The following is a 12,680-nucleotide window of genomic DNA, read 5'->3' as shown; positions in this document are numbered from 1 at the left end:
CTGCTAAGCTCGTCTGTCGCCCTGCCGGCTCTGCTTCGCTGAGTTTCATAGTAAAAATTCCACCAGCAGCTGATTGCTGACGTCAATCCCCTTGTCGGTAAACCGCAGCCGGTTTCCATCTTCCTCCAGATACCCCTGGGTGACCATGCGGCGGACCGGCGTCCCATAGACTTCCGTGAACGGGACATGGAACTTTTCTTCAAATTCTCTCATCGAGATGCCATCCATCATCCGCAGTCCCAAAAACATAAATTCTTCCATCGTGGCCTTCTGGTCCTGAGGCGTCAGCTCTTTATAGTGGTGATAGGCATTTCGCGCAAACTCCCAATACTCCTGCTTGTCCCGCGGATTGCTGAACCGCTTTCCTCCCAGGTAGGAAGACGCGCCGAGGCCAAAACCGACATATTCCCCGCCGTTCCAGTAGGTGATGTTGTGCCGGCACTCTTTCCCTTTTTTTGCATAGTTGGAGATTTCGTAGCGCCGGTAACCGGCTTCCCCCAAAATCTCCTTGGTCAGGCGGTACATCTGCCGGTCCTCCGACTCTTTCGGAAGCAGCAGGCGCCCTTTGGTGGATCCGTATCTCTCGTAAAACGGCGTTCCTTCCTCGATACTCAGGCTGTATGCGGAAATATGCTCCGGGGCAAGGGCCACGACCGTGCGCAGCACATCCTCCCAGGCTTCCACACTTTGGCCGGGCAGGGCCGTCATCAAATCCACATTGATATTGGTAAAGCCAACTTTTCTGGCCAGCCGGTAGCTCTCCAGAAAATCTTCATAAGAGTGAATTCTTCCCAGAACTTTCAGTTCTTCATTGTGGGTGGACTGGAGGCCAATGCTGAGACGGTTGATCCCCATCTCCTTGTACCGCACCAGTTTTTCCTCGGTCAGAGTCCCCGGATTACACTCGATCGTAATCTCCGCATCTTCGGCGAACTCATACTGCTCCTTTAACTGCTCCATGATCCGTTCCAGCTGGGACACATCCGTGATGGACGGGGTCCCCCCGCCGAAAAATACCGTGCGGACCAGATACAGGTTTCCCAAAGCTTCAAAGCTTCGGATCTCCTTTTTCAGCACCCGGATATAGTAGGCCTGCTCGTCCGGCGATCCCACCATGGAAACAAAGTCGCAGTAGTCACATTTCCTTACACAGAAAGGGATATGTACATATATCCCTAAATCCGTTTTCGTCATACGCTCACCTCTTACTCTTCATCCAGCTTCAGCACGCTCATAAACGCTTTCTGAGGCACCTCGACGTTTCCGATCTGGCGCATTCGCTTCTTTCCTTCCTTTTGCTTTTCCAGAAGCTTTCTCTTTCGGGAAATATCGCCGCCGTAGCACTTGGCCAGCACGTCCTTGCGGACCGCTTTTACCGTCTCTCTTGCAATAATCTTACTGCCGATCGCCGCCTGGATCGGAATCTCAAACAGATGGCGCGGAATCTCTTCCTTCAGCTTTTCACACATCTTCCGGCCCCGCTCATAGGCGGTGCTGGCGTGCAGAATAAAGGAAAGGGCGTCCACTGGCTCCCGGTTGATCAAGATATCCAGCTTAACCAGATCCGACTTCTCATATCCCTTCATCTCATAATCAAAAGACGCATACCCGCGGGAACGGGATTTCAGCGCGTCAAAGAAATCATAGATAATCTCATTCAAAGGAAGTTCATAACGCAAAAGCGCCCGCGCCGACTCGATATACTCGGTGCCAAGGTATAAGCCGCGGCGTTCCTGGCAGAGTCCCATAATCGCGCCGATAAACTCGGTGGTCACCATGATCTCCGCCGATACAACCGGCTCTTCCATATATTCGATCTCCGAGGGATCCGGCATGTTGGTCGGGTTGGTCAGATCCATCATGGTCCCGTCGGTCTTGTATACCTTGTAGATAACGCTGGGCGCCGTGGTCACAAGGTCTAAGTTGTACTCCCGCTCCAGGCGCTCTTCAATAATTTCCAGATGCAGCAGTCCCAAAAAGCCGCAGCGGAAACCAAATCCCAACGCCACCGAAGTCTCCGGCTCGTACTGAAGCGACGCATCATTGATTTGCAATTTCTCCAGGGCGTCCCGCAGTTCCGGATACTTGGCGTTGTCCGCCGGATACAGGCCGCAGTACACCATGGGCTGCACCTTCTTGTAGCCGGGGAGCGGTTCGGCGCAGGGCCTGTCCGCCTCGGTGATCGTATCGCCGACTCTGGTATCCTTGACGTTTTTGATGCTGGCCGTCAGATAGCCGACCATTCCTGCGGAGAGCTCATCGCAGGGAATAAACTGACCCGCTCCGAAATAGCCCACCTCCACCACGTCGAATTCCGCTCCGGTGGCCATCATCCGGATACTCATCCCCCTGCGCACCGTGCCTTCCTTTACCCGGAAGAACACGATGACGCCGCGGTAAGAGTCATACAGGGAATCAAAAATCAAGGCCTGTAACGGCGCCTCGGAATCCCCGGCCGGGGCCGGGATTTTCTCCACCACCGCTTCCAATACCTGGTCGATGTTGATGCCGTTTTTAGCCGAAATCTGGGGCGCGTCCTGGGCTTCGATGCCGATCACATCCTCGATCTCCTCGATGACCCGTGCAGGCTCGGCGCTGGGCAGATCGATTTTATTGATGACTGGGAATACGTCCAGGTCGTGATCCAGGGCAAGGTAGACGTTCGCCAGCGTCTGGGCCTCCACCCCCTGAGCCGCATCCACAACGAGAATAGCCCCGTCACAGGCGGCGAGGCTCCGGGATACCTCATAGTTAAAATCGACGTGGCCGGGGGTATCGATCAGGTTAAAGATATATTCTTCCCCGTCCTTTGCCTTATAAATCACGCGGACCGCCTGGGATTTAATCGTGATCCCCCGCTCCCGCTCTAATTCCATATTATCTAACACCTGGGCCTGCATCTCCCGTTCGGTCAGCGTGCCGGTGGCCTCGATGATCCGGTCCGCCAGCGTGGATTTTCCGTGGTCGATATGGGCAATGATGCAAAAATTCCGTATCTTGCTCTGGTCTGCTGCCATGTATTTCCTCCTGCGGGGCACCAGAAAGATCCAACAATGCCCCATTTTTCCGTATATAGTGTAGCACAAAACTCTTGTTCCTACAAGACCCTGCGCCGCGCTAATTCCAGACACCGCCCACTAATCTTCCCCATTTCCCGTTTCTGCGGGCAGAATCACCTTGGTCAGAATATCCGCAAAAGGCTCCATGGCATTGACCGCCTCCTCGTAGGTGTTGGTCTGGGCTCCCACCTCCAGCAAAACCGACCGCGGCCGGAAGTGAAGGTTGTATCGGTAGCCTTTTAAGTAAATGTCCCGGCAGAATCCAGGATAGGCCGCTTTGGCCTGTAAGTACATCTGAAAACTGAAAGCCAGATTATCCTCCCGGTAAGGGTTCGGCAGCCGCTCAATCGGTCCATCCAGATCCTGGGACAGACCGTTGAAGAACATAATCTTGGCCGTGGACTTTCCGTTTACCTCCGTGGCAAGGTGCAGGTCATCCGGCACACCGTCCCGGTGCAGGTCGATGACCACCTGAATCGTAGGATTCTCTTCCAGAATCTGACTAATTTCCTGTTTTGCATAGGAATAAGCCCGGCTCCTCTCCAGCTCCCCTTCCATCATATCGAAATGGGTTGTATTGTGGAGCACCGAAAGCCCGTATTTTTCAGTCAAAATCCGCGCCAGTTCATCACCGACCCCCTGGACAGTCATAGACGGATCTCCCGGCGTGGAGTCCGCGTATTCTTCCTGGGAATGGGTGTGGTAAATCAGAACCTGGGGCGCGTCCGTGCCGGTCAGCTTCAAGTCCTTGTTCAGGAACGTTTCTCCGTTTAGAATATCCCCGCCCACCGTGCAGGTGGGATCCAGACAGAAGACATGATCCAAAAGATACTGGACATCATTCAGCTGCTCCTTGGAATAAAAGTTTTCCGCCAGCACCTGGGCGGAAACCGCCTCGCTGGGAGAAACAATCTCCCCGCCCGCAGTCACCGAATTATTCCCCGCCTGGGATTCCGAAGTGGTCTCCTCGCTGCTCTCCGTCTCCCCGGCCGTGCTCTCCGGCGCTTCGCCGGTCTCCTTTCCATTGCCGGACGAATCTCCATTTTCCAACATTTGGCCCCGGATGCTGTCTGCTCCGAGGCCGCCGGTGATCTCCAGATTTTCCTCCTTCGCCATCATCTGCGCCTCATAGTCCATGGTAAAGCCCGGATCCACAATGGATTCGGCTGCTTTCATCAATAGCCTCGGCAGAGCCTCCTCCCGGTTCACAGTCAGGGAGGCAGGCGAAAGAAATAAGGATACCAGGATCCATAAAAGCAAAATTAAAACTCTCATGCTCCAGTATATGCGTCGTGAAGGAGGGCTATGTTCAGACCCTCGGAAATTACAAAACTGAGGCGCCGCACCCTGTCGTCAATATCCTTCGGCGTCACGATCATGGGGCCAAGCTTCGGCTCCACCAGATCCTTGACCATCTGATAGCGCTCGGCCTCGTCAACTTCCTCCATCAGGCTTTCCACCGCGTCGTAGACAATGGCTGCCGCTCCCACCACGGTCGGAGCCCCAATGGCAATGACAGGGATCCCCATGGTCTCGGCATCCAGCCGGCTCCTGCGGTTTCCGACTCCGGAGCCCGGATGGATCCCGGTGTCGGTCAGCTGAATCGTGGTTCCGAGCCGTTTCACGCTGCGGGCCGCCAGGGCGTCGATCACGATGACGGCCTCCGGCTTTGTCTCTCCCACGATGCCTTTTACAATCTCAGCCGCCTCCATCCCGGTCTGAGCCATGACGCCGGGGACAATGCCGCTGATTTTTCCGTCTGCGTACAGCGTGCGGGTGATCCGAAGATTCCCCAGCACTTGGGGGCCCAGGGAATCCGAGGTCACCTCCGGGTTTCCCAGCCCGACCACCAAAACCGAGGAGGATTTTTTCAGCCCGGCTTCTTTTAACAGCGCCCGGATTTGATGGGCCAGCGCCTCTGAGACTTCCCGGTGAATGCCCCCCTCGTTTTTCCACATATCCTGGGCCTCCACGGTCAGATAATTTCCTTTCGGCTTTCCAAGCGCCTTCGCTCCTTTTTCATTCTTTACCAAGACACGGGAGATATGGATCCGGCCGCCGTCCTCCTCCTGCTGCTGATAGACAACGCCGGAGATCGATTCGGCTTCGGAACCGGAAAGGGTGGTTTCCCTGGCTTCCACGGCCAGGTCGGTGCGGATCGGAAAACGGTTTGGCATAACACTCCTCCTTATTCGATAAGACCGGCCGCCAGAGCGTCCGGCCGTAAGTTTCCTTGGAATACCCGTAGTTTCTTCCAAAAATCACCGAAATATGTATTGACAGCGGGACAAATTTCCAGTAGAATGAAAAAGTATGTTTACATCATCGTCCGTGTCCGATTCGAGTGTAAACAACCATGCTAATACCGTCAAATCATTCATGCGTTGTGGAGGTGTACAAATTGGCAAACATCAAGTCTGCAAAGAAGAGAATTCTTGTGGCACAGAAGAACGCAGACCGCAATAAAGCGATCCGTTCCAAAGTAAAAACCTATGTGAAGAAAGTCGACTCTGCGATCGCCGCCGGCGATGCAGCGACTGCAAAGGCCTGCCTGGTGAAGGCGATCTCTGAGATCGATAGGGCTACTTCCAAGGGAGTATTTCACAAGAATACGTCTTCCAGAAAGATTTCCAGATTAACCCAAGCTGTCAACAAGATTTCTTAATTGAAGATTGAATCATAAAAAAGAGCTGTCCCAAGGTGTGGGGACAGCTCTTTTTTACTTCATAGAAAATTCCTTTGGAATTCCCTATGAAACAAAAAACACTCCGCTGTGGAAGCGCACTCCGCGCAAAGGAAAATGGCTGCTGACGCAGCCGCGCTCCGCCGGGAAAGCTCCTGCAAGACCGCCCCTTTGAAACCTTTGCACCAAGGAAAATAGCTGTAGGCGCAACCACACTCCGGCGTGGATTCGATCCCGCAGATCTCTTGTTTCACATGTTTGCGCCGGAAGCAGCCGGTTCTTCCGCCCTCCTCTGCCGCAAATGCCTCTCTCTGACGCCTTCCCTCCCCCCTTCCCCTGCTCCATTCCTCCTTTTGGGGAGCCAGCGGTGAATAATAGCGGACCGCGCAATCCAGGCAGAGAATTTTCTCCCCTCCGGCATCACAGTATGTGGTTCCGGTGAATATTTTTCCACAGTTGGAACAAAAATAACGGGGAGCGCAGGAGGCGGCCAGCAGGATCAAAAGGACCGCCCCCAAAATTCCACCCGCCCATTTTCTCATATGCTCGTTTCCCCCTTATGATTGTCCATTATAACAATACTTTTGTATTTTGTAAATACTTTTTCCGCATTGTACTCTTCATACAGAGGGAGAATCAAAACGATGTTTGGAGAAAATTTAAAGAAACTGCGAATTTCCTACAGTCTCAGCCAAATTCAACTGGCCGGAAAGCTTGGCGTATCCAAGCAGACCGTTTCAAATTGGGAAAATAATAACATACTTCCGTCAGTTGATATGCTGATTCGCCTAGCCCGCTATTTTTCCGTCAGCACCGACTATCTGCTGGGCGAGGACACCCGGACCTATATCGAGGTTTCCGGCATGACGATGGAACAGGTGGCCCATATCCAGCAGATCATCAACGACATTAGACGCCCGTAAAACCGCGGGGAATCTGCTTCCCCGCCATGCGCAGGAGAGCCCCCCGGATAGCAACCGCGGGCTCCTCGGATTCCGCAAAAAAGGCGCTGCAAAAGAACTTATCCGCCATTCTCCGGCCTTCCGGCCCTTGGTAGAATGGAGGAGTTTTTTCTTTTGCAACGCCTTCCCCATAAGCTTATTTCTCGCTGAACTGTACGATCAGCAGCTCAACCGCCAGGTTATCTTTTAGATTTCCCTTCTTCACAGCCTCCTCGGTCTCCACCGCCAGCCGTACGTATTCCTCCAGCTGTTCTTTGGTAAACCGGGACGCCTGGCCCATATAGCGGCTGACCACAAAAGGCTGCAGCCGGCATTTGGACGCGATCTCATCTTTCCCGGCCCCCTGTTCCCTCAGCTCCTTCACTTGGAGCAGTCCGTGGAACTGGCGGGCCAGAAGAAACAGGATTCGCATCGGCGGCTCTTTCAGCGCAAGAAGATCGGAGTAAAGATCCAGGGCTTTTTTTCTCTCCCCAGCGGCAATGGCATGGATCATGTCAAAAATCCGGTTGGAGAGCTGGGTGGTGGTGATCGCCTCCACGTCCTCAGCCGTCACAATCTCCCGGCCCTCCGTGTAGCTGATCAACTTATCCAGTTCCCGGTGAATGTTCTCCATATCGTCGCCGGTCTTTGTCAAAAAAAGCTCCAGGGTTTTTTCGGTGATTTTTTTCCCGGACTGGGCCAAGCCTTTGGCCGCCCATTTTTTCAGCTCACCGGCGGTCTGACGCTTGCATTCCAGGGCATGCCCCAGCTTTGTCACCCGCTTATAGAGCTTATTCCGCTTGTCGATTTCCTCTTCGACAAAGATCAAGTGCGTCGTATCCGGCATTCGGTCCAGATAATCCGCCAGCTCTCCCGCCTCTTTTTTAAACAGTCCGGTGTTCTCCGCGATGATCAGCCTGCGATCCGCAAAAAAAGGCAGGGTTTCCGCGATGCCCATCAATTCCGTTGCCGAAAAATCCTTGCCCTCATAGTAAGTATAGTTCATCGTATCGTCGCCGACCATCGCTTGGCGCAGACGGTTTTTATAGCTGCGCCGCAGATACGCTTCCTCCCCGAACAACAGATAAACCGGGTCAAAGCTTCCGCTTTTAATATCACTGTTAATCTTCTGCATGCACCTTCACCGTCACCTGACAGTTCCCATAATCCGGCAGAGTAATCATAACCGCCTCATCCGTGCTCTCCCTGGCCAGACGGCCCGCCGACTGCTTTGCCAGCATCTTCGCCGCCTTCTTCCCATCTTCGGCCTCGATCACCATCTCTGAAAAATACTGCACAATGTCGTGCCGTTCATCCCGCGGAAGCTTTCCCCTGTCCGCCGCTATATTTTCTACCACAAATCGATATTTCATATAAAATCCTCATCTGTTTATTTGCCTACGGCAAATATTTTTATGCCACTGCCGGGCGGGCCCCACGATTGCTTCGCAATCCTGGTAAGTCCTCATCTGTTTATTTGCCTACGGCAAATATTTTTATGCCACTGCCGGGCGGGCCCCACGATTGCTTCGCAATCCTGGTAAGTCCTCATCTGTTTATTTGCCTACAACAAATATTTATATCACTGCCCCTGATCGTTCGTTCCTATTCTACGATGGTCATAGACAAAAATCAAGTCTTTTCCGGCGATGGCCGTAAAAAGACGCGCCGGGAAAGCGTACGTTCCGCTTCCGATCGCTTTCCGGCATGACCCGGCGCTGTCAAAAGCAAGAATTCTTTCCTTGCGGCGCGTCCCTTATTTTGCCCCAAACAGATCCTTTTTCATTCAGGAATATTTTAGAGCGGAATGTGCGCAGAACGAATTTTTTTATCAGACCTCTTCCTCGGTCATATCCGTTTCCCGATTCAAAAGATCGTAGATACAAGGCACCACCCAGAGAGTCAAAAGCGTACCGTAAACCATGCCGCCGATCGTCACGATGGCCATCGGCTGTACCATATCGGCTCCCATGCCCATGCCGAACGCCATGGTCAAAAGGCCGAAGATCGTGGTGACCGCGGTCATCAAAATCGGGCGCAGACGGGTTCTTCCGGCTTCGGCGATGGCCGACTTTTTGTCCATGCCGCCTCTTCTCAGCTGGTTGATATAATCCACCATTACAATACCATTGTTTACGATAACACCGGCCAGCATGACGAAACCGATCATCGAAATGACGCTGACCTCAAAACCCGCCAGGAACAGAGCCAGGAAGCCGCCGGTAAAGGCCAGAGGAATCGTAAACATGATGATAAACGGCGAGAGCAGGGACTGGAACTGAGCCACCATGACCAGATAGACGAAAGCAACGGCCAAAGCCAGCATCTTCATCATTTCTGTCATCGACTCATTGATCGTCTCATTCTCTCCGCGGAGCGCCACGGAATATCCGTTTGGAACCTGATAGGAATCCAATTTTTTCTGCACTTCCTCGCCGACCAGGCCAACGTTATAACCGTCGGACACCACGGCGGTCACATTGAGAGTCCGCTGCTGATTGTTCCGGCGGATGGAAGGAAGGCCCACATCCGCGGTAAAGTCCGCCACGTCGCGGATCGCCACGTCCTCTTTCTCCCCTTCGGTGTTCGTCACGGAAATCGTCAGATCCCCAATCTCGTCGCGGGTCAGCGTTTTTGCCTCCCCGTCCATCACGTAAACCGGATAATCCTTGCTCTCGGTCACCAAAGTCGTATCTTCCTTGGCTTCGGAAAGCTTGGCGTAGATGGCCGCATAGACCTGCGCTACGGTCAAGTTATGCTCGGAGGCTTTCTCTTTGTTGACGGAGATGCGAAGTTCCTGCGTCTGTTCGTCCATGCCGTCGGATACTTCCTCTGTGCCGTCGACGCCTTCCACCAGGGCGGCAACCTCTTTTGCCATGGCTTTCAGCTTATCTAGTTCCTTGCCTTTGATCTCGATGGAGACGCCACTGCCTCCCAGCGCCGACATATCCATCATGGAAGTTTCCACCTTGATCTCGCAGGGCAGGTCCGCGGTCAGATCCAAAATCTTTGCCTTCAACTGTTCATTGGTCAGATCCTTATCTTCCTTCAAGATCAGGTACATGGTCACCTGTTCCGTGTTGGAGCTGCCCATAGACATCATTCCGGAAGAACCGGCCATGGCTCCGACCGCCTCCACGTCCGTTAAGGTCTGGATCCGGGTGATCACTTCCTCCGAAACCGCCGCGGTCTCTTCCAGCGTGCTGCCTTTCTCGGTCTCCAGCGTCACCGACATCTGGGTGCTCTCGGTCTTCGGCATAAAGGAAGTTCCGTTGGAAAACGCCGCCACAATGCTGATGACCAGCATGGCTAAAGACGCCACCAGCACCAGGGCCCGGCGTTTCAAAATCCAGACAATGCTCTTGCTGTAGGCATTCTGAATCCGCTCAAAGGTCCGGTTCGGTTTGAGCTGTCCCCGCATCAAAAGCCCGGAGGACATGGCCGGCACCAGCGTCAGCGCTACGAACAGGCTGGCGAGCAGTGAGTAAGCAATGGTCAGGCCCATATCCACAAAGAGCTGTCTTGTGATTCCTTCTGTAAACACAATCGGCAGGAACACGCAGATCGTCGTCAAAGTGGAGGCCGTAATCGCGCCGGCCACCTGACGGGCGCCTTCCACCGCGGCCTTTCTGGCCGTCAATCCCTCTGAGCGCATCCGGTAAATATTTTCGATGACAACGATCGAGTTATCCACCAACATGCCGATGCCGAGCGCCAGCCCCGACAGGGAAATAATATTGATGGAAATGCCGCTGAAATACATCAGCAAAATGGCCGTCAGAATACTGAGCGGGATGGAACAGGCGATCATAATCGTAGGCCGCAGGCTCTTCATAAACACGATCAACACCAAAATGGCGAGGAGAGCGCCGAAAAGCATGTTCTCCACCACGGAGTTGATGATCATATCCATGTAGATTCCCTGGTCCATGAGAATCGTAAAATGGGGCCCGTTCTCTTCTGCCGAGAGGGAGTCAAAGGTCTCCTGAATCCGGTCGCTGACCTCTCCGGTGGAGTAGCCGGTCTGTTTCTGCATGGTCAAAAGAATTCCCGGCTCCCCGTTGATGCTGGCGTAGACGTCGGCCGAATTGTTGACCGTGACCACGTCCGCCACCTCGCCGATCCGGATCGGTTCCACATCGTCGAATCCCATATCCATCAGGACCAGATTTTCAATATCCTCCTGGGAAGAAAACTTATCCCCGACCCGGACTAGAATTTCGCTGTCGCCCTCGGTGATATACCCGGCGGGCATGGAAAAATTCTGCGCGGTCAGCATCTTCGAGACCATATCCCTCGTCAGGATATCCGTCAGATCGGATTTCTCATAAGCGCTTTCCTCCTGATCATCCACCTGTTCTTCCGCACTGTCCAGCTGCTTTAATCCGCTTTCCAGCTGGGTTTTCGTTCCGGCCAGCCCTTGCTTTCCGGCGATCAGCTCCGCCAGGGCGCTGTATATCTGCATATTTCCGGTGGCCTCGCCGACATTCAACTGGGTCTCGGCTTCGCTCAGTGCAATCTGCCCGCTCTCCAGCTGAGCAATCGTATCCTCCAGCTGTTTGATCCCATCCTGGATCTGCTGCTTTGCCGCCGCTATCTCAGCCAGCGCTTCTTCCAGCTTTTCCGGATCCTGCCCGGCAGCCGTTATCATGCCGTCCAACTGGGCCAGCGCACCGGAAATCGTCTGCAGGGCCGTGGACAGCTCGCTGATTTTTCCTTCGATCTGATCCGCCGTAATCCCCAAGGCGTTCAGTTTCATCTGAGCCGCCGCCAGATCCTTCTGCGCCTGCTGGTAGTCCTCGCTGGCCTGGATCGCAGTGATCTGGGCCTGTTTTTCCTCATCGCTCAGATCCGGATTATTCTCTATCGCAGCGATCTGCTCCTCAAAAATCCCGGCTGCCGCGGCTGCCGCCGCGTACTCTTCCGCCAGCTGCTGGTAGGCTCCTATGGCCTCTTCCAACTGCGCTTTCTGGCCTGCCAGGGCATCCCGCTGCGTTTTCAGCTCCTGCAAGCTCTTTTCCGTCTGTTCCAGAACCGACAGCTGATCAGTCAGCTTCGAGATCTGGTCCGTCAGTTGGAGCTTCATCTCCAAAAGCTCGGTCTTTTTCGTATCCATCTCAGCGCGGGCCTGTGCGATCTGAGTGGCTAAGGCCTGCTGCTGTTCCTGGATGGTGGCCTTCCCCGCCTCCATCTGGCTGGAACCTTCTTCAATCTGATCCAGGCCGTCCTCAATTTCCTGGCGGGCATCATTCAGCTCATCCCTGGCGTCGGAAAACTTATCGGCCAGGGCATCCCGTATCTCCTGGTTTTTGGCTGCGATCTTATCCGGGGACAAGATGACCTGGACCGACTCGGAGATCTCCCCGCTGGTCGCCACGGACGCCACGCCCTCGATACTTTCAATATCCGACAGCAATTCGTTTTCCACGTAATCCGTCAGATCCCCGCCGGTCAGTCCGTCTTTGGCCACAGCGGCTACCATAACCGGCATCATATCCGGGTTCAGCTTCATGATGATCGGGTTTCCCACGGAATCCGGCCACATGGAAGAGATCTGATCCAGGCTTTCCCTCATCTCGATGGAAACGGAATCCATGTTCGCAGTCTGCCCGAACTCCAAAATCACCATGGAAACATTTTCCGAGGAAACAGACTGAATATTCTCAATATTGCTGACCGTAGCCATGGCACTTTCCACCGGCTGCGTCACCGTGCTCTCCACTTCCTCCGGGCTTGCGCCTATGTAGGTGGTGTAGACCACGGCGTAGGGCATGTTCATGCTGGGCAGCAGATCCGCCGTCATATGAGTGAGGGATACAACGCCGAGAATAATGGCTAGAATGACCCCCACCAGAACCGTGTAGGGCTTTTTTACGCTGAAACGTGATAACATTTTTCTTCCCCTTAGATAACCAGGTAAACTATTTGTCAAGTTAACGGATTCAGTTTATTCCGTTTTGCAGGGAATGTCAAGTTTCCCATCACAATTTATACTCT

The 12,680-nt window shown here is 53.8% G+C and carries 11 protein-coding genes; 2 read left to right on the top strand and 9 right to left on the bottom strand.

Annotated features, from left to right (window positions below; translation table 11 throughout):
- Window positions 1-45: 45 nt before the first annotated feature.
- The 4 genes from hemW to gpr form a co-directional block, all read right to left on the bottom strand.
- Window positions 46-1,194 carry a radical SAM family heme chaperone HemW gene (gene hemW / locus MUB23_RS09710; RefSeq protein WP_244800291.1) on the bottom strand — a complete coding sequence of 383 codons (1,149 nt, stop codon included), beginning with the start codon at window positions 1,192-1,194 and terminating at the stop codon, window positions 46-48.
- Between the two features lie 11 nt (window positions 1,195-1,205).
- Window positions 1,206-3,017 (bottom strand): translation elongation factor 4, encoded by a 1,812-nt coding sequence (gene lepA / locus MUB23_RS09705; RefSeq protein ID WP_244800290.1) that lies wholly within the window; start codon window positions 3,015-3,017, stop codon window positions 1,206-1,208.
- 120 nt (window positions 3,018-3,137) lie between these two features.
- The gene (gene spoIIP / locus MUB23_RS09700) at window positions 3,138-4,319 is read right to left on the bottom strand and encodes a stage II sporulation protein P (RefSeq protein WP_244800289.1); all 1,182 of its coding nucleotides are present in this window, start codon (window positions 4,317-4,319) and stop codon (window positions 3,138-3,140) included.
- A gap of 11 nt (window positions 4,320-4,330) precedes the next feature.
- Window positions 4,331-5,236: a GPR endopeptidase gene (gpr, locus tag MUB23_RS09695; RefSeq protein ID WP_244800288.1), complete on the bottom strand. Its 906-nt coding sequence runs from the start codon at window positions 5,234-5,236 to the stop codon at window positions 4,331-4,333.
- A 224-nt stretch (window positions 5,237-5,460) separates the two neighbouring features.
- Here gpr and rpsT point away from each other — a divergent pair, with 224 nt between their 5' ends.
- Window positions 5,461-5,724 (top strand): 30S ribosomal protein S20, encoded by a 264-nt coding sequence (rpsT, locus tag MUB23_RS09690; RefSeq protein WP_244800287.1) that lies wholly within the window; start codon window positions 5,461-5,463, stop codon window positions 5,722-5,724.
- A gap of 59 nt (window positions 5,725-5,783) precedes the next feature.
- Here the strand turns inward: rpsT and MUB23_RS09685 are convergent, their stop codons facing one another.
- Complete coding sequence (locus tag MUB23_RS09685) at window positions 5,784-6,284, bottom strand: hypothetical protein (RefSeq protein ID WP_244800286.1); 501 nt, start codon at window positions 6,282-6,284, stop codon at window positions 5,784-5,786.
- 102 nt (window positions 6,285-6,386) lie between these two features.
- Here MUB23_RS09685 and MUB23_RS09680 point away from each other — a divergent pair, with 102 nt between their 5' ends.
- Window positions 6,387-6,665 carry a helix-turn-helix domain-containing protein gene (locus tag MUB23_RS09680; RefSeq protein WP_244800285.1) on the top strand — a complete coding sequence of 93 codons (279 nt, stop codon included), beginning with the start codon at window positions 6,387-6,389 and terminating at the stop codon, window positions 6,663-6,665.
- Here MUB23_RS09680 and MUB23_RS19685 read toward each other — a convergent pair.
- From MUB23_RS19685 to MUB23_RS09665, 4 genes are all read right to left on the bottom strand, one after another.
- Window positions 6,652-6,774 carry a hypothetical protein gene (locus MUB23_RS19685; protein ID WP_280515725.1) on the bottom strand — a complete coding sequence of 41 codons (123 nt, stop codon included), beginning with the start codon at window positions 6,772-6,774 and terminating at the stop codon, window positions 6,652-6,654. The genes MUB23_RS09680 and MUB23_RS19685 overlap by 14 nt on opposite strands.
- A 66-nt stretch (window positions 6,775-6,840) precedes the next feature.
- The gene (gene holA, locus MUB23_RS09675; protein WP_244800284.1) at window positions 6,841-7,818 is read right to left on the bottom strand and encodes a DNA polymerase III subunit delta; all 978 of its coding nucleotides are present in this window, start codon (window positions 7,816-7,818) and stop codon (window positions 6,841-6,843) included.
- The gene (locus MUB23_RS09670; RefSeq protein ID WP_244800283.1) at window positions 7,805-8,056 is read right to left on the bottom strand and encodes a hypothetical protein; all 252 of its coding nucleotides are present in this window, start codon (window positions 8,054-8,056) and stop codon (window positions 7,805-7,807) included. The genes holA and MUB23_RS09670 overlap by 14 nt, the downstream gene beginning before the upstream one ends.
- A 458-nt stretch (window positions 8,057-8,514) precedes the next feature.
- A complete protein-coding gene (locus tag MUB23_RS09665) occupies window positions 8,515-12,576 on the bottom strand; it encodes an efflux RND transporter permease subunit (RefSeq protein ID WP_244800282.1) in 4,062 nt (1,353 codons plus the stop codon).
- Between the last annotated feature and the right edge of the window lie 104 nt (window positions 12,577-12,680).

This window comes from Cuneatibacter sp. NSJ-177 (genome assembly GCF_022867805.1).
Lineage (GTDB): Bacteria > Bacillota > Clostridia > Lachnospirales > Lachnospiraceae > Pseudolachnospira.
The sequence above is the reverse complement of the archived record's forward strand: the minus strand, read 5'-3'. Positions and strand labels throughout refer to the sequence as shown.

Coding starts and splice junctions, on each gene's coding strand:
- hemW (WP_244800291.1), bottom strand. CDS start 1,194: ATGACGAAAACGGATTTAGGGATATATGTACATATCCCTTTCTGTGTA.
- lepA (WP_244800290.1), bottom strand. CDS start 3,017: ATGGCAGCAGACCAGAGCAAGATACGGAATTTTTGCATCATTGCCCAT.
- gpr (WP_244800288.1), bottom strand. CDS start 5,236: ATGCCAAACCGTTTTCCGATCCGCACCGACCTGGCCGTGGAAGCCAGG.
- MUB23_RS09685 (WP_244800286.1), bottom strand. CDS start 6,284: ATGAGAAAATGGGCGGGTGGAATTTTGGGGGCGGTCCTTTTGATCCTG.
- MUB23_RS09680 (WP_244800285.1), top strand. CDS start 6,387: ATGTTTGGAGAAAATTTAAAGAAACTGCGAATTTCCTACAGTCTCAGC.
- MUB23_RS19685 (WP_280515725.1), bottom strand. CDS start 6,774: ATGGCGGATAAGTTCTTTTGCAGCGCCTTTTTTGCGGAATCCGAGGAG.
- holA (WP_244800284.1), bottom strand. CDS start 7,818: ATGCAGAAGATTAACAGTGATATTAAAAGCGGAAGCTTTGACCCGGTT.
- MUB23_RS09670 (WP_244800283.1), bottom strand. CDS start 8,056: ATGAAATATCGATTTGTGGTAGAAAATATAGCGGCGGACAGGGGAAAG.
- MUB23_RS09665 (WP_244800282.1), bottom strand. CDS start 12,576: ATGTTATCACGTTTCAGCGTAAAAAAGCCCTACACGGTTCTGGTGGGG.